Raw genomic sequence first — 16204 nt, 5'->3', positions numbered from 1 at the left:
GGGCAATGACCGCTCAAACCACCCCGAGCAGATGCAGCGCGAACCAGATCCAGGCCAGCGCCAGCACCACCGCGCCCGCGAAGAAAAAGCGGCTGCGCAGCCGCAGATTGTTGCCGGTCAGGTGAGCCCAGGCGTGGAAATAGCGAGTGGCGACAAAGATCCACATCAGCGCCAGGGTCAGATAGTTGACGCCGTTGGTGACGTGCAGTGTCAAGCACAGCACATAGAAAAGCACCGGCAGTTCGAACTGGTTGCTGAGATTGCTGGCGACGGTGACGCAGGACGCCGGTTCGGTCGAACGTACCTTGTATTGACCGACCTTGGCTTCGCCCGACTTGACGGCGACATATCTGCGCCGGCCCAGCACGCCATAAACGATGTAAATCAGCAGGACATGGGCCAGAACAGGCCAGAAGATCGTCGTCTGGTTCATGAAGTTCCCTCTTCCCTGCCTGACATCAAGCCTGGCGTCTCAGGCCCATCAGCCAGAAAGTGGCGATGACGACCACAGGAATGGCGAGAAGCGCGAATTTGGTGACGGTCAGAGCCGAGGCGAAAGACAGCGAATCCGGGTTGGCCGACAGGAAATCGGACAGAAGGCGCGCCACGGCGATGTTCTGGGCATAGTCGGCAAGCATGTAGGGCAGCACCAGCACCAGCGCGAAGATCGACTGCACCTGCCCGGGAAGCACGCGGAAATTCTCCAGACGCCGGCCGGTTGCCAGGATCAGGCTCACCAAGGTCAGCGACAGCAGCGCCGGGAACAGGAGATCGAAGGTCAGATAATGCCAGACCAGAATGATCTCGCCGCCACGTCTGCCAAGTGCCGTCAGCCACGCCATGCCTTCGTCGGGCGTGAAGCCGAAATAGCGCATGTCGAGCGACGGCAGACCGCCGCTCAACTGACGGAAATAAAAGAATTCCAGCAGCGTCATGGCGATGAAGACCGCCGCCGACAGGAAACACAATGCACCCGCGTGTCGCGACAGCCGCAGGATCATCGCCGTCAGGCTCCGCCCGAGCCCGTATTGTTCAGGCTCCGCCGGGATAGTTCGGGCTTTCGCGGGTAATCGTGACGTCATGGGCGTGGCTTTCACGAAGTCCGGCGTTGGATATGCGCACAAAGGTGGCGCGTTCACGGAAATCGGCAAGGTCGCGGCCACCGACATAACCCATAGCGGCTTTTAGCCCGCCCGCAAGCTGGTGCAGCACGCCAGACACAGGTCCTTTGTAGGGAACCTGGCCTTCAATGCCTTCCGGCACCAGTTTCAGGGTGTCGCGCACCTCGGCCTGGAAGTAGCGATCGGCCGAGCCGCGCGCCATGGCGCCGACGGAGCCCATGCCGCGATAGGCCTTGAAGGAGCGGCCCTGGTGCAGATAGACCTCGCCCGGGCTCTCGTCGGTACCGGCCAGCAGCGAGCCGATCATGGCGGCGCTGGCGCCGGCGGCGAGCGCCTTGGCGAGATCGCCGGAATATTTGATGCCGCCATCGGCAATCACCGACACACCCGATTTGTGCGCCGTCTCGACCGCCGACATGATGGCCGAAAGCTGCGGCACGCCGACGCCGGCAACGATGCGGGTGGTGCAGATCGAGCCCGGGCCGATGCCGACCTTGACGGCGTCGGCGCCGGCGTCGATCAGCGCCTGCGTGCCTTCGGCGGTCGCGACATTGCCGGCCAGGATGCGAACCGAGTTGGAAAGCTTTTTCGCGCGCGTGACCGCGTCGAGAACGCGCTGCGAGTGGCCGTGCGCGGTGTCGATGACCAGAAGGTCGACACCGGCATCGATCAGGCGCTCGGCGCGCTCGAAACCGTCGTCGCCGACGCTGGTGGCGGCTGCCGCGCGCAGACGTCCCTGCGCATCCTTGGTGGCGTGCGGGTTGAGTTGCGACTTCTCGATATCCTTGACGGTGATCAGGCCGACGCAATTGCCCTTCTTGTCGACGACGACAAGCTTCTCGATCCGGTGCTGGTGCAGAAGCCGCTTGGCCTCGTCCTGGTCGACATTCTCCTTGACCGTGATCAGGTTCTCACGGGTCATCAATTCGTAGACCTTTTGCGCCGGGTCGGAGGCAAAGCGTACGTCGCGATTGGTCAGGATGCCGACCAAACGACCGACCGTGTGGCCGCCGGTGCCGCCATTCTCGACCACGGGAATGCCGGAAATACCATTGCCGCGCATCAGCGCAAGCGCATCGGCGAGCGTCGCGTCGGGACCGATGGTGACGGGGTTGACCACCATGCCGGATTCGAATTTCTTCACCTGCCGCACCTGCTCGGCCTGTTCGGCGGGTGAGAAATTGCGATGAATGACGCCGATGCCGCCGGCCTGGGCCATGGCGATGGCAAGACGCGCCTCGGTGACGGTGTCCATGGCGGCGGAGAGGATCGGCACGTTGAGGTCGATGTCGCCGGCGATGCGGGTGCGGACATCGGTTTCGCCAGGCATGACCTCGGAATGACCCGGCTGCAAAAGCACGTCGTCAAAGGTCAGCGCCAGCGCGCCGGTGGACGTTTCGATGATTTTTGCCATGGCCAGTCCTTTGAATGCGGAAAAGCGCTGGACCAGGATGGGCAGCGCCGACTCTCTTCTTCCCTTTCAGGATTGGCGCTGGCTGGTAACACGTCGCGATGAGATTGAAAAGACGATGATTGCGTGTCACCGCAAAGTGTTGGGGTTGCCCTAAGCGCCGCCACCAAGGGTTGCGGTCGCACAAACGTGACAGCAAATTAATGCGACATCCGGCCTAAGGCGTGATAACCGCCCCTTTGTGTCGGCTCGCCCCCGGTCGTCATGCAATTTTTTGACCAATTCGGACGCGTTCGTTGAACCGCATTATTCCGCTGATCCTGGCGGTCGCGCTTTTCATGGAAAACATGGATTCGACCGTCATCGCGACATCGCTGCCGGCGATCGCCGTCGATATCCAGACCAGCCCGATCGCGCTGAAACTCGCGCTGACCGCCTATCTGGTGTCGCTGGCCATCTTCATTCCGATCAGCGGCTGGATGGCTGACCGTTTTGGCGCCAAGAACGTCTTTCGCGCCGCGATCGCGGTGTTCATCGCCGGTTCGGTCGCCTGCGCGCTCTCCGGTTCGCTGCCGGCTTTCGTGGTATCGCGCTTCCTGCAAGGTATCGGCGGCGCCATGATGACGCCGGTCGGACGGCTGGTGCTGGTGCGCGCAACCCCAAAGAGCGACCTGGTCGCCGCCATGTCGTGGCTGACCGTTCCCGCGCTGGTCGGCCCGCTGGTCGGCCCGCCGATCGGCGGCTTCATCACCACCTACTTCACCTGGCACTGGATCTTCCTGATCAATGTGCCGATCGGCCTGATCGGCATCTGGCTGGCCACCCGCTTCCTGCCGGAAACCGAATCGATGGAGACGCCGCCGCTCGATTTCATCGGCTTCGTGCTGAGCGGCGTGGCGGCGTCGGGCGTGGTGTTTGGCCTGTCGGTCGTCAGCCTGCCCTATCTGCCGCCGGCGACTGGTTTGATCACAATCGCCGGCGGGCTAATTTCGGGCGCGCTCTACCTGATGCATGCGCGCCGCGCCAAAAACCCATTGCTGGCGCTCGAGCTGTTCCGCAACCAGGTGTTTCGCTCGTCGGTGCTTGGCGGCAGCCTGTTCCGCATCGGTATCGGCGCGGTACCGTTCCTTTTGCCGCTGATGTTCCAGATCGGTTTCGGGCTAACGCCGTTCCAGTCCGGCATGATCACCTTCGTCTCGGCGATCGGCGCCATCGGCGTGAAATTTATCACCGCGCTGATCTTCCGGCTCGTTGGTTTCCGCCGGGTGCTGGTCTGGGGCTCGCTAATCGCGGCTGCATCTATCGCCATCTACGGCCTGTTCACGCCAGAGACGCCTTACGCACTGATGCTGGCCATATTACTGGTCGGCGGCTTCATCCGCTCGATGTTCTTCACCGGCGTCAACGCGCTCTCCTATGCCGAGGTGTCGGCCGAGGACACCAGCAAGGCAACGCCGATCACGGCGGTGTTCCAGCAATTATCGATCGCGCTCGGCGTAGCGCTTGCCGGCGGCATTCTGGAAGTCTCGACCTCGATCCATGGCGGGCCGCTGCGGCTCGCCGACTTCCATATCGCCTTCTTCATCGTGGCCGCGGTCTCGGCTGCGGCATCGCTTTCGTTCATGCGGCTGGCGCCCGACGCCGGCAACGCCGTCTCCGGCCATGGAAGGCTGACGACGCCCAAGGCGCTGGAACCGGTAAGATCTCCGGGAGAATGAGGGCAGCTTCTCCCACGGGGGGAGAAGGGAAAACGCTACTCTCCGACCGATTCTCGCCCTTTGAAGTCTTTCGCCAATAGATAAAGCTCCACCGATTCATCCCGCGAGGCCGGCGGCTTGACGTGGTGCACCGAGCGGAAATTCTTCTTGAGCATCGAGAGCAGCTCGTTTTCGGCGCCGCCCTGGAAGGTCTTGGCGAGGAAATGCCCGCCCGGCTTAAGGACGGACAGCGCGAAATCGGCCGCCACCTCGCAAAGGTGCATGGTGCGGATATGGTCTGTCCGCTTGTGGCCGGTGGTCGGCGCGGCCATGTCGGACAGCACGACATCCGGGTTCCCGCCCAGCGCCTCGGCCAGCTTGCGAGGCGCATCCGCGTCCAGGAAATCCATCAACAGCACCGGCGCGCCAGGCACGGCATCCATTTCCAGATAGTCGATGCCGACGACATGCGGATTTTCCGCCGTCGATTTCGTGCGCGCCGCCGCGACCTGGCACCAGCCGCCGGGAGCGGCACCGAGATCGATCACCTTCATGCCGGGTTTCAGCAGATGGTGCTTGTCGTCGATCTCGATCAGCTTGTAGGCGGCGCGCGAGCGGTAGCCGTCGGCCTTGGAGCGCTGGACATAGGGATCGTTGATGTGGCGCTGCAGCCAACGGCGCGACGATTCCTTCAGGCCGCTCTTCTTCTTGATCCGCGTCTTCAGCACGCGAATGCCGGCGGAGCCTGGGTTTTCCGGTTTCTTGGTCATTGACGGCCACGTCCATCGTTGCGCCAGACGCCGTCATCGGCCATCAGCTCGCTCAATATGCCTTCGCGCAGGCCCCGGTCGGCGACGCGCAGCCGCTCCGACGGCCAGACCGCGCGGATCGCTTCGAGGATAGCACAGCCGGCCAGTACCAGATCGGCGCGGTCGGCACCAATGCAGGGATTTGCGCAGCGCTGCTGGAAATCCCAGCCGACCAGCCGCTCGACCATGCGGTCGACGCTGTCGCGATCCATCCACAGCCCGTCGACCCGACGGCGATCGTAGCGCTCTAGATCGAGGTGAACGCCGGCGAGCGTCGTCACCGTGCCGGAGGTGCCGAGCAGGTGAAAATTCGGGCTGGCCTTGAGGTGGCTCAGCCGGTCGCGGCCGTCGAAGCTTGCCAGCCGGCCAGCGACGTCGTCGACCATGGCGGCGAAGGTGTCGCGCGTCACCGTGCGTCCGCCAAAGCGCTCGGCCAACGAGACGACGCCGACCGGCAGCGACGTCCACGAGACGATGTGGTTGGCGAGCCGAGGCGAACGGCGGCCGGTGAGATCGATCAGAGCGATCTCCGAGGAGCCGCCGCCGATATCGAACAGGACGACGCCTTGCGTGTCGCGCTCGACCAGCGAGCCGCAGCCGGACACCGCCAGCCGCGCTTCGGTCTGGCGGTCGATGATCTCGAGCTTCAGGCCGGCCTCGCGCTCGACGCGTTCGAGGAATTCGACGCCGTTTTCGGCCGAGCGGCAGGCTTCGGTGGCGATCAGCCTGGCCTTCCTGATCTTGCGGCTGCGCAATTTGTCGCCGCAGATCTTCAGCGCCTCGACGGCGCGGTCCATGGCCGGCTGGCCGAGTCGGCCATTAGCGGTGAGCCCCTCGCCCAGCCTGACGATGCGCGAGAAGGCGTCGATGACGCGGAACTGGCCATGCCGCGTCGGCACCGCCACCAGCAGCCGACAATTGTTGGTACCGAGGTCGAGGGCGGCGAACACCGGAAGCTCGTGCACTGGCGGTCGGCGCGTGCCCTGCTCCGGGCGCGGCGCTGGAACGACGGGAGAGATCGCCGGCGCAGCCGGCTGCCTCGCCTCCAAAGCCGGGACAGTCGCCTTGCCTGGCGATCGATTGCCCTGGGGGGCCTCGTCGCGCGCGAAAACCTTGCGCCCGCGCCGTCGCTTGCGCCGCTTCTTGGGCTTGCCCTTCTGGTGATGGGTCGCGTCGCCCGCCTGGCCATCGGCGGAGCGCGGCTCCGTCGGGCGGCGTTGCTGCCAACCGGCTGTCCCCGGGCCCGATGGGCCTGGGGAAGCGCTGGACGCGCCCACCTCCGACGCGCCTGCGCCGGTGTCGCGGTCTTCCACTGTCGTTCCTTCCGGCGCCGCGCGAACCGGTGACGGACGCAGCAGGCGCTTTGGCATGTTTCAAGTTGCCGCCAGATTAACAGTGCCGCGCCCGATCACCAAGAGCCGCATGCCGAATTTTGCCGGCTGGGCGCGAACCGCTTCTTGGGGCGGCGTAATGTCCCCGCAAGGCTGGATTGGTAACGCCGTATGTGCGTGGACAGTCCCGCGTCGAAGCCGATGCCTTTGCCGTTGCAACTGCCCTTGCGCTGCATTCGGTGTGGGCGGACCTTGCCGGCGGCCGGGCGCGACAAGTGTTCGCGGTTGAATAGCCGGCTTCGATGAGGCATTTCTGAAATGAACGGAGGAATCCGGAAAACCGGAGCCTCCCCCATCAAGAGAAAAGGACGCGGACAGGCAGCGCATGGCAATCAGGCAATGAACTGGAGACGCTATTTCTGGCCGGTGGTCGGTATCGCCGCGGTGATTTTCTCGCTGCTGCTGCTCTGGCACGAACTGCGCGGCATTTCACTCGACGATGTCTGGGCAGGGCTCACCGCCATTCCAACCCGCGGCTGGGTGCTGGCGGGTCTCAGCTCTGTCATCGCCTATGCGGCACTCGCCGGCTACGACCACATCGCGCTGCTCCACATCGGCAAACGCGTGTCGTGGCTGTTCGTGACGCTGTGCTCCTTCACCACCTACGCGCTGTCGCACAATATCGGCGGCTCGGTGTTTTCCGGCGCCGTCATCCGCTACCGCGCCTACGGCACCAGGGGGCTGACCGGCCAGGATGTCGGCGTGCTGGTGGCGATCTGCTGGATCACCTTCGTGCTGTCGACGATCCTCGCCTCCGGCCTGGTGCTGGTGTTTGAGCCTGAGATCATCGACCGCTTTTCGGGCATCGCCCATCACGGCTTGTCGGAAGCAGCGGGCATTGCGATGCTGATCCTCGTCGGCGCCTACATATTCGGCAGCTGGTTGCACCTGCGCCCGCTGAAGATCGCCAGCTTTCAAGTGCATTATCCGGCGCTGCCCATCGTCGCCAGGCAATTGCTGATCGGCCCGATCGAATTGCTGGCGGCGGCGGCGATCATCTTCTTCGCCCTGCCCGAGATCCACAATCCCGGCTATTTCGTCGTGCTCGGCGTCTTCCTCGTTTCCTTCTCGGTCGCCCAGATCTCGCACGCGCCGGGGGGACTCGGCGTGTTCGAGGTGGTGTTCCTGGCCGGGCTGTCCGACATGGACCCGGTCGGCGTGCTGGCAGCGCTGCTGGTGTTCCGGCTGTTTTATCTCATCATCCCGCTGATTCTGGGCCTGGGCGTGGTGCTGTTCTTCGAGCGTTCGCAGTTCAGCCGGACAGAGAGTTGAGGCACGCCCAGCGGCCCTCCTCGCCGTTCACGGGGAAGGTGCCGGCAGGCGGGACGAAAGGCTACGCAAACTTGTGCGATTGGCCAATTTGAACAGCAGAGCAGGCTTGACTATTTTCCGCTGGCGGCTACAAGGCAGCGCTCAAGCGGCTCAGCCGTTCGGCCCGCGCGGTTCATGACCGCGCCTGCTGGGGAATAGGTTAACGGTAGACCCACGGACTCTGACTCCGTTAGTCCTGGTTCGAATCCAGGTTCCCCAGCCAAGTCTTTTCAATAGCTTAGCGAGTACAGGCCAGACAGCGAAGCGGCCGTGTTGCATTTCTGTCGAGTTCGCGCCTGCAGTCCCTACTTAGGTCGCGAGATTCCACCAGGAGTCCTTGGCGATCAAGCACCAACGGATTCAGGGTCCGGTGTCACTAAGGCAAAAAACGTTCCAGAACACATGCTTATCTGGATTCACCGCTTCGCCGACGGCCTTGGCGAGGTCAATATCTCCTGGAGCGAAATACGGTATTAGAGGTAACGTGCCGACGCGCATGACATAATAAGCGGTCGACGGCGGCAGCAGGTTGCGTGGTCAATTCATCAAATCAGGCGGTTGCTTTCCGCAAGTTGACGCGCACGCCGTACCGTGCCGTCGGTGTCGGCGATCTTTCGACTAGCGGCTTCGTCGCTTCTGATCGTCAGCCGCTTCGACAGGATTTTTGCGGCCTCGACGATTGGCTCGATCGTTACGACCGGAGCGTCCGGGGTCTTCATGTATCTCATGCTCATTATCCTTTCAGGCAAAAAATGAAAGCGAGCGCGGAGCAGGTGTCCGCTCCGGCAGGTTATGCACGGCGACAAAATTACTTTCGTACGATCCAGGCCAGCAGTGCCGAACCAAGATCGGAGCTGCCGGTGTAGTCGCGGATCAAAAGCGACGCGTAGGCCTGCCACTGATCCTCGGGGATCTGCTTTTCAATGACCGATGTTCTGAAAGCGTCGCGCAGAATATTGCAGTCAAAAGTCGAAATCGCATCGGCCAAATGATCGTTGTCCATAGTGCGGCTCCCATCCAGAGGCTGGAGGACGATGGACGCTCTCAAGCGCCGGTGCCCATGTTCTGGCCGGCGACAATACGACTGTACGCCCCCGATAGATGGTTAGCGAATCATTCCGGCAGATTGCCGGTTTGTCAGCACAGCGGTCGACCTCGTCCCGCCGCTTGGCGTCCTGATCGTTCAGCCGTCTGACCGTCTCGTCCGCTTCGCCAGCATTGATTCCGACCATGACCTTATGGTCGGACTCGGCGGGCTGGCCGGTGAAGACGTCGAAAACGGTCCAGCTGTCCGGATGGTCCATGCGAAGCGCATAGCGGTTTGCCATATCCCGCGTCCTTTTCGTTTTCGGCCACCACCGCGATGTCGACCGGTTCAGCCCGGCGGAATGAAAAACACTGTCCCCGGACAGTGACTGTCCACAGCACCACGCCCAGCTTCAAAGCCAGGCCCCGGTGCGAGGGGAAACCCTCCCGCATGCGGGTCACCAGATTCGTCATGCTCCCGGATATGGCCGGCGTCGCCGCAACGGCGACTAGGGGCTCGACGCCAAGCCAGCCGAATACCGGAACCAGCGTCGGTTCACGCACGGCCTTCTCCGAGCGACAAGGTTTCAGTATCCCATTCCGCCCATGCCGCCGCCGCCAGGTGAAGGCGCGGCATCCTTGGCCGGAATGTCGGTGATCATGGCTTCGGCCGTGATCAAAAGCGCGGCGATCGAGCCTGCATCCTGCAGTGCCGTGCGCACCACCTTTGCCGGGTCGACGATGCCGGCCTTGATCATGTCGACATAGACCTCGTTCTGGGCGTCAAACCCCTGATTGTTATCCTTGCTGTCGGAGAGCTTGCCGACGACGATCGACCCCTCGACGCCGGAATTCTCGGCGATCTGGCGGATCGGCGCCTCAAGCGCCCTGAGCACGATCGAAATGCCGGCCGTCACATCGGCATTGGCGCCGGTCAGGCCCTTGAGCGCCGACCTGGCGCGCAGCAGCGCCACGCCGCCGCCCGGAACGATGCCTTCTTCGACAGCTGCACGCGTGGCGTTCAGCGCGTCGTCGATGCGGTCCTTCTTTTCCTTGACTTCCGACTCGGTGGCGCCGCCGACGCGGATCACTGCAACGCCGCCGGCGAGCTTCGCGAGCCGTTCCTGCAGCTTTTCCTTGTCATAGTCGGAGGTGGTTTCCTCGATCTGTCCTCTGATCTGGGCGATGCGCGCCTGGATCGTCGCCTTGGTGCCGGCGCCATCAACGATCGTGGTGGTGTCCTTCTCGATCAGCACGCGCTTGGCGCGGCCGAGCATTTCTAGCGTGACATTTTCGAGCTTGATGCCGAGATCCTCCGAGATCATCTGGCCGGCGGTGAGCACGGCGATGTCTTCCAGCATCGCCTTGCGGCGATCGCCGAAGCCCGGCGCCTTGACGGCCGCGACCTTGAGGCCACCGCGCAGCTTGTTGACGACCAGCGTGGCGAGCGCCTCGCCTTCGACGTCCTCGGAGATGATCAGCAGCGGCCTGCCGCCCTGCACCACCGCTTCGAGGATCGGCAACATCGCCTGCAGATTGCCGAGCTTCTTCTCGTGGATAAGCACATAGGGCTCTTCCAGTTCGACGCGCATCTTGTCGGCATTGGTGACGAAATACGGGCTGAGATAGCCGCGGTCGAACTGCATGCCCTCGACGACGTCGAGTTCGGTGTCGGCGGTCTTGGCTTCCTCGACGGTGATGACGCCGTCATTGCCGACCTTGTCCATCGCCTTGGCAATCATGGCGCCGACGCTGGCATCACCATTGGCGGCGATGGTGCCGACCTGCGCGATCTCGGCCGAGGACTTGACCTTCTTGGCCCGCGCCTGGACTTCCTTCACCACGGCGGCAACGGCCTGGTCGATGCCGCGCTTGAGGTCCATCGGGTTCATGCCGGCGGCAACGAGCTTGGCGCCTTCACGCAGGATCGAAGCGGCCAGCACCGTAGCGGTGGTCGTGCCGTCACCAGCAAGGTCGTTGGTCTTCGAGGCCACTTCGCGCACCATCTGCGCGCCCATGTTCTCGAACTTGTCGGTAAGCTCGATTTCCTTGGCCACGGTCACACCGTCCTTGGTGATGCGCGGCGCGCCATAAGCCTTGTCGATGATGACGTTGCGGCCCTTGGGGCCGAGTGTCACCTTGACGGCGTTGTTGAGGAGCTCGACGCCGCGCAGCATGCGGTCGCGGGCATCGGTGGAGAATTTGATTTCCTTGGCAGACATTATTGTTCATCCCGTTCGAAAATTGGAGTGGGCGATTTGCCGTGAGGCCAGTCCTGTCAGGCGGCGTTCTTGACGGCCACTGTCTTGTCGATGATGCCGACCTCGCTCTTGTCGATGATCCCCATGATGTCGGCTTCCTTCATGATCAGAAGGTCTTCGCCGTCAATCTTGACCTCGGTGCCCGACCATTTGCCGAACAGGATGAAGTCGCCGGCTTTCACATCGGGCACGATCAAGGCGCCGCTTTCGTCGCGTGCGCCCGAGCCGACGGCGATCACTTCGCCTTCCTGAGGTTTCTCCCTGGCATTGTCGGGAATGATGATGCCGCCCTTGGATTTGGTGTCGCCTTCGGCGCGGCGAATGACGGCGCGGTCGTGAAGTGGCCGGAATTTCATGGGAACTTCTTTCTGGGGCCGGCATGGGCGGCCGCTGCTCCAGTATAGGCGCCTTGGCACTCGATAGATAGGAGTGCCAGAATTATTTCTCGCCAAAGTCCAAGAATTCGAATGGAATAATTCGAGACGCGAACAAATTCGTTCGCATGGGAGGAAAATTTTCTGCTGGCTTGAATTTAGCGGATTCGCGTTATTATTTTAATGATCAAATTAAAAAGCGCCGCGACCTTGTTTGGAACTCAATTGAGGCGCATAGGTAAAGCTCGTTGATTTGGTCGAGTTGGCTTTGTGTCAGAGCCCCGCCATTCACCACCGAATTCTCGAAAACGAGTGCATGCGCCGGTCCGGCGCACATTTCGTTCCGTTCGAACCCTGGAATTAAACCGACGCTGACCACGGATGTACTGGCAGCGTCGGGCATCGTTCCGGCGGTTCGAGTGGGAATGATACGGAAAGGCGCTGTGCGTTTCCGCGGAAAGCCGCAATCGATGACCAGCCGCACCACTCCTTCAATCGTTCGCTTCAGGGCGGCGTTTTCGCTGCCCGGCTTCGATACGCCGCAACCACCTGGAGAGTATCGCGTCGATCAAGACGAGGAAGCCCTCGAAGGGGCTTCGCTGATCGCATGGCGCCGCGTGGCCACCTTCATTTACCTGCCGGCGATCTCCGCCGGTGGGGCCACGCAGCAGATGGTGCCGGTCGATCCGGCATCGCTTGAAGCCGCACTCGAGCAGGACCAGAGACAATGATGAGAACCACCACCCTGATGCAACGCAACGCACGCCCGATCCGCCGTGAAGCCGCAACGCATCTGTTTGCCGTAGAACAGGCTGTCCGGCTGAAGGGCGGCTTTGGCACGTTTTCAAAGACCGCGGAAATCTACCGCATCACTGCCAGGCTTCCGCCGAGGGGAGATTCGCTGCAATACCGCATCCGAAGCGACGGCGAACGTCATGAACGGGTGGCGACGCAGGACAGTCTCGAACCGGTCGACACGTCGCCCGGTGACACCATGACGCTCATCGAAAGGACGTTCGCACATGTCAAAGGGACAGAAACGCTCGAGCCGGGAAATCAGGAAGTCGAAGCAGGAAAAGGTCCTGCCCAAGCCTGAAAGCATGTTCGGCGCCCAGACCAGATTTGCCGCCAACATCAGTTCCCTGCGCGGCAAGGGCAAGAACTGACGCGGCGACCGATGAAGATGAAGATCCTGATCGAATTCTATTGCACCCGGGAAACGGACGATGCGCATGCCGTGCTCGGCCGCGAGACGGCGGAAGCCGCCGACCTCGACGATGCGATCGAAATCGCCAGGGTTCTGGCTGGGACCCTGAACATGCCGCAGCGGCCGGACGCCATGACGATCGCCGACGCGAATGGCGCAACGCTTTATTCGGGCGCTCTCGCCACGCAAGCGGTCAATGAGGGAAGGCCAGCATCATGAATGCCCCTAACGCCGAAACCGATCGGCAGTGCAATGTCGCCGCGCTTCGGATCTGGGAAAACGAGGGTGGCGCGCCAGGACTCGACTTCACAAATCGCCAATACGGACGCCGCGTCGAAGCGGATCGTTCCTGGACCGTCTATCACGTCTTCTTCGGAATTCCGGCACACAGGGACGGCGTTGCCATGACCGGCCTCAGCCGCCCCGATGCGACACGCCGCATGTTGTCCCTCAACCAGCGCAATGCCGAGCGCCGCACGGCGTGGATTGCTGCGCCGCCAATTGTCCTGCACGAGAGAGCGGCGGGCCAGTCATGACGCTCTCCTTTCCCAATCCCAGCCGCAGTTTCGATGAAGCCCGCAACGCCGTCCGCTTCACCGGCCATGACGGCATGTTCGAGGTGCGCTTCTTCGTCGAGATCGCGGCGCTGGCAAAATCGGACATCGCCTTGGTGGGGACAACGGCGTCGGAAACAAAATACCTTTCAGCATTCGACACCTTGCGATCATCCATCCACAAGATTGCCAGCAAAGCCTATTCTCGCGACCGCCGCAGCTCTTACACTTTGACGGCAGCCGATTTCCGGTAGGCATGGGGCGCCCTATCAGGAACGTTCTGTTGCGACCCGAAAGTCACCTCCTGGCGCAAAAAAGCGGCCTAGGCGGCGCCGCGAGTGTCAGCTTTCGGATTACGGCCAGCAACGTCGTTGTGTCCTATTGGGGTTGCCAACGGAATGGCACTTTTCTGGCCAGTTCGTTTCACAACCGGACCTTCTGCTTCCGGCCCCAAACGAGATGCGTCGCGCAAGCGCTTGGATTGCGCTCACGCCGTTTGAAGCGCTGCTGAACAAAGCCCTAGAGACACGCAGCCATAAGTGTGTCGGTATCGATGTCGGGCGCCATGAATTCTTGGATAAGGCGCCCATCCTTCAACACCAGCACGCGGTCGCAGACTTTTGGCAGTTCCTCGATCTCGCTGGATACGAAGATGATGCTTTTGCCCTCCGCGGCGAGCTGGCGGATAATGGCGTATATCTGCGACTTCGCCTCGACATCGACACCGCGGGTTGGCTCATCGAGCAGCAGTATTCGGCTGCCGGCGTATACCCAGCGGCCGATCACCACCTTCTGCTGGTTGCCGCCAGACAGCGTGCCCACCGGTGTGTCGGAACGCGCCGTCTTGATGCCGATACGGCGAATGATATCCCTTGCCGCTTCTGCCATCCTTGACGCCGAGATCACACCTTTCACGGCTACTTTCGAGAAGTCCGTGGCGACAGTGTTTTCGTCGACGCCGAGCAACGGCAAGATACCGTCCTCCTTGCGGCTTTCCGGGGTCATGCCGATTCCGTTTTTGACCCGCTCACCATAGGAGACACGCGTGATGTCCTTTCCGTCGAGAAGGACCGTCCCGGAACGGACTGGATCCAAACCTGAGATCGCCTTGAGCAATTCGGTGCGCCCCGAGCCGAGCAAACCAGCGAGTCCGAGCACTTCGCCTCGTTTCAGGTCGAACGAGAGGCCCGAAAGCTTCGAAGCAACAGTCAGGTCGCGGACCGACAGCACTGCAGGACCTCCAGTCGCGACCTCGACGAGACGGTCCCGCTGCTCATTGTGACCGAGCATCAGCCGGACGATCTCGGCGGTGTCGGCGCCAGCAACCTCGACGGTTCCCGCGATCTTGCCGTCGCGCATCACCGTGGCGGCCTGCGCGATCTGCCGGATCTCGCTCATCCGATGGCTGACATAAATCACAGCAATGCCGGCGGCGGCGAGGCTGCGCACGGCCCTGAACAGAAGTTCGACCTCCGCGGCTTTAAGCGAGCTGGTCGGCTCGTCGAGGATGACGAGCTTCGGTTCGCCGATCATGACGCGGGCGATCTCGACGAGCTGTCGTTCGGCGGGGCTCAGCGTCACGACACCTCGGCGCGGATCGAGCTTCAGGCCAAGCCTGGCCAGCGTCTCGCGCGCCTGATGCTCCATTTCGCCATGGGAAAGCACGGCCATGGTGGACGGCCAGCGGCCGAGGAACAGGTTCTCGGCGATGCTCATGCCGACGATCAGGCTGAGTTCCTGATAGACGGCGCGCACGCCGAGCCGGGCAGCTTCGATCGTGCGCTGGGTGCCGGAGCCGGTCAGCGCCGCGCCGTCGATCGTGACCTCGCCACCGTCGGGCACGGTGGCCCCTGTCAGTAGCCGGATCAGCGTCGATTTGCCCGCGCCGTTCTTGCCGAGCAGGGCACGGACTTCACCGCGGCGAATTTCAAAATCGACATCGTCCAGCGCAAGCACGCCGGGATAGTGCTTGATGGCGCCACGCACGGCGGCGACCAGGGACTGGGGATCCTGCTGGCGGGCGGTCTGCATAGCTGATCCTCCCGTTTTTCGTTACGCGCCGAAAATGCGGCGTTCGCGATAGCGCGTGACCAGGATGTTGGCGAGCACGGCGGCGACGATGATGACGCCGCGCACCACTTCCTGGAAGAATGGGTTGATGCCGCGCAGCACCAGCCCGTTGCCGATCAGCGTGATGACAAAGACGCCGAGCAGCGTGCCGAGCATCGAGCCGCGCCCACCCGACAGCGCCGTGCCACCGATGACGACGGCGGCGATGACGTCGAATTCGAGGCCGGAGGCGGTACCCGCATTGCCGGAGCCGAGCCGCGCGGTCAACAGCACGCCGGCAAGTGCCGCCATCACGCCCGACGTGGTGAAGATCAGCACGCGGATGCGCGCGACATTGATGCCGCACAGTTCCGCGGCATTGGCGTTGCCGCCGACGGCGAAGATCGACCGGCCGTAGGCGGTCTTCTGGCTGACGAAGGAAAAGATGGCAAACAGCACCAGCATGACGACGGCCGAAGTGGGGATGCCGAACATGTTGTCGGCAAGGATGTCGAGGAATGCGTTGTCCGGAAAGGTTACGGGCAGCGCGTTGGTGGTGAAGAACGACATGCCGCGCAGCGCGCTCCATAGCCCGAGCGTGGCGACGAAGGACGGCACCCCGAAATAGGCGCGCAACGATCCGGCGAAGGTGCCGAGCGCGCCGCCTATGGCAAGCGCCGCCAGGATGGCGAGTACGACGTTGACATCGGCCTTCAGCATGAAGGCTAGGCAGACGGAGGTGAAGGCGACCATCGGCCCGACGCTGACGTCGATTTCGCCGGCGATGATGATCAGCGTCACCGCCCAGGCGGCAATGGCGATGGAAGCCGCGTCGCGCAGCAGCGAAAGGTGGTTGTTGGCCGAGAGAAATCCATTGGTGGTCGCGCCGAAGCCGAAATAGAGGACGAGCAGGATGACGATAAGGCCGATCTCGTTCATGTCGAGCGCGAACAGGCGAAAGCCGCGCCGACGGCTGGTTGTGGTTGCACTCAT

General features: G+C 62.6%; 19 protein-coding genes and 1 tRNA gene. 9 read left to right on the top strand and 11 right to left on the bottom strand.

Translation table 11 applies throughout. The features are described 5' to 3' along the window. Positions 1 to 13: 13 nt before the first annotated feature. The 3 genes from A3AU_RS0103015 to guaB are packed head-to-tail and all read right to left on the bottom strand — an operon-like array spanning position 14 to position 2535. Positions 14 to 433, bottom strand: a complete 420-nt coding sequence (locus tag A3AU_RS0103015; protein ID WP_027051483.1) for an MAPEG family protein — start codon at positions 431 to 433, stop codon at positions 14 to 16. A gap of 25 nt (positions 434 to 458) precedes the next feature. Next, positions 459 to 1001 (bottom strand): hypothetical protein, encoded by a 543-nt coding sequence (locus A3AU_RS0103010; RefSeq protein ID WP_027051482.1) that lies wholly within the window; start codon positions 999 to 1001, stop codon positions 459 to 461. Positions 1002 to 1032: 31 nt separating this feature from the next. Further along, positions 1033 to 2535: an IMP dehydrogenase gene (gene guaB, locus A3AU_RS0103005; RefSeq protein WP_027051481.1), complete on the bottom strand. Its 1503-nt coding sequence runs from the start codon at positions 2533 to 2535 to the stop codon at positions 1033 to 1035. On the opposite strand from guaB, the gene A3AU_RS1000000138755 reads away from it, so the two are divergent. Both A3AU_RS1000000138755 and A3AU_RS0102995 read left to right on the top strand, forming a co-directional pair. Then, positions 2522 to 2689, top strand: a complete 168-nt coding sequence (locus A3AU_RS1000000138755) for a hypothetical protein (RefSeq protein WP_154674513.1) — start codon at positions 2522 to 2524, stop codon at positions 2687 to 2689. The two genes, guaB and A3AU_RS1000000138755, sit on opposite strands and share 14 nt — an antisense overlap. Before the next feature lie 139 nt (positions 2690 to 2828). Next, entirely contained in the window at positions 2829 to 4250 is a 1422-nt protein-coding gene (locus A3AU_RS0102995) for an MFS transporter (protein ID WP_027051480.1), read from the top strand. A gap of 35 nt (positions 4251 to 4285) precedes the next feature. Here the strand turns inward: A3AU_RS0102995 and A3AU_RS0102990 are convergent, their stop codons facing one another. Then, positions 4286 to 4999 carry an RlmE family RNA methyltransferase gene (locus tag A3AU_RS0102990; RefSeq protein ID WP_027051479.1) on the bottom strand — a complete coding sequence of 238 codons (714 nt, stop codon included), beginning with the start codon at positions 4997 to 4999 and terminating at the stop codon, positions 4286 to 4288. Further along, the gene (locus tag A3AU_RS0102985) at positions 4996 to 6351 is read right to left on the bottom strand and encodes a Ppx/GppA phosphatase family protein (protein WP_027051478.1); all 1356 of its coding nucleotides are present in this window, start codon (positions 6349 to 6351) and stop codon (positions 4996 to 4998) included. Before A3AU_RS0102985 ends, A3AU_RS0102990 begins: the two co-directional genes overlap by 4 nt. A gap of 417 nt (positions 6352 to 6768) precedes the next feature. Here A3AU_RS0102985 and A3AU_RS0102980 point away from each other — a divergent pair, with 417 nt between their 5' ends. Continuing rightward, positions 6769 to 7701 (top strand): lysylphosphatidylglycerol synthase domain-containing protein, encoded by a 933-nt coding sequence (locus A3AU_RS0102980; protein WP_027051477.1) that lies wholly within the window; start codon positions 6769 to 6771, stop codon positions 7699 to 7701. 188 nt (positions 7702 to 7889) lie between these two features. Next, positions 7890 to 7963 (top strand) — tRNA-Gln (locus A3AU_RS0102975). Positions 7964 to 8285: 322 nt separating this feature from the next. On the opposite strand, the gene A3AU_RS0102970 is transcribed toward A3AU_RS0102975, so the two are convergent. The 4 genes from A3AU_RS0102970 to A3AU_RS01000000134855 form a co-directional block, all read right to left on the bottom strand. After that, positions 8286 to 8459: a hypothetical protein gene (locus tag A3AU_RS0102970; protein ID WP_245235404.1), complete on the bottom strand. Its 174-nt coding sequence runs from the start codon at positions 8457 to 8459 to the stop codon at positions 8286 to 8288. Positions 8460 to 8548: 89 nt separating this feature from the next. After that, positions 8549 to 8743, bottom strand: a complete 195-nt coding sequence (locus A3AU_RS01000000134860) for a hypothetical protein (RefSeq protein ID WP_032916748.1) — start codon at positions 8741 to 8743, stop codon at positions 8549 to 8551. Between the two features lie 610 nt (positions 8744 to 9353). Beyond that, on the bottom strand, positions 9354 to 10988 hold the full coding sequence (groL, locus tag A3AU_RS0102960; RefSeq protein ID WP_027051475.1) for a chaperonin GroEL: 1635 nt from the start codon (positions 10986 to 10988) through the stop codon (positions 9354 to 9356). Between the two features lie 56 nt (positions 10989 to 11044). Beyond that, a complete protein-coding gene (locus tag A3AU_RS01000000134855) occupies positions 11045 to 11383 on the bottom strand; it encodes a co-chaperone GroES (protein ID WP_051355268.1) in 339 nt (112 codons plus the stop codon). A gap of 488 nt (positions 11384 to 11871) precedes the next feature. Between A3AU_RS01000000134855 and A3AU_RS0102950 the strand changes: the two genes are divergently transcribed. From A3AU_RS0102950 to A3AU_RS0102930, 5 genes are all read left to right on the top strand, one after another. Continuing rightward, positions 11872 to 12132 carry a hypothetical protein gene (locus A3AU_RS0102950; protein ID WP_027051474.1) on the top strand — a complete coding sequence of 87 codons (261 nt, stop codon included), beginning with the start codon at positions 11872 to 11874 and terminating at the stop codon, positions 12130 to 12132. Continuing rightward, positions 12132 to 12497, top strand: coding sequence for a hypothetical protein (locus tag A3AU_RS0102945; protein WP_032916828.1), 366 nt, complete (start codon positions 12132 to 12134; stop codon positions 12495 to 12497). The genes A3AU_RS0102950 and A3AU_RS0102945 overlap by 1 nt, the downstream gene beginning before the upstream one ends. A gap of 87 nt (positions 12498 to 12584) precedes the next feature. Continuing rightward, positions 12585 to 12827 (top strand): hypothetical protein, encoded by a 243-nt coding sequence (locus A3AU_RS0102940; RefSeq protein ID WP_027051472.1) that lies wholly within the window; start codon positions 12585 to 12587, stop codon positions 12825 to 12827. After that, the gene (locus A3AU_RS0102935; RefSeq protein WP_027051471.1) at positions 12824 to 13144 is read left to right on the top strand and encodes a hypothetical protein; all 321 of its coding nucleotides are present in this window, start codon (positions 12824 to 12826) and stop codon (positions 13142 to 13144) included. Before A3AU_RS0102940 ends, A3AU_RS0102935 begins: the two co-directional genes overlap by 4 nt. After that, a complete protein-coding gene (locus A3AU_RS0102930) occupies positions 13141 to 13416 on the top strand; it encodes a DUF1488 family protein (protein WP_027051470.1) in 276 nt (91 codons plus the stop codon). Before A3AU_RS0102935 ends, A3AU_RS0102930 begins: the two co-directional genes overlap by 4 nt. Positions 13417 to 13681: 265 nt before the next feature. Here A3AU_RS0102930 and A3AU_RS0102925 read toward each other — a convergent pair whose 3' ends face one another. After that, complete coding sequence (locus A3AU_RS0102925) at positions 13682 to 15193, bottom strand: sugar ABC transporter ATP-binding protein (protein ID WP_027051469.1); 1512 nt, start codon at positions 15191 to 15193, stop codon at positions 13682 to 13684. Positions 15194 to 15214: 21 nt separating this feature from the next. Continuing rightward, the gene (locus tag A3AU_RS0102920; RefSeq protein ID WP_027051468.1) at positions 15215 to 16204 is read right to left on the bottom strand and encodes an ABC transporter permease; all 990 of its coding nucleotides are present in this window, start codon (positions 16202 to 16204) and stop codon (positions 15215 to 15217) included.

Source organism: Mesorhizobium erdmanii USDA 3471 (assembly GCF_000472705.1).
Classification (GTDB): Bacteria; Pseudomonadota; Alphaproteobacteria; order Rhizobiales; family Rhizobiaceae; genus Mesorhizobium; species Mesorhizobium erdmanii.
The sequence above is the reverse complement of the archived record's forward strand: the minus strand, read 5'-3'. Positions and strand labels throughout refer to the sequence as shown.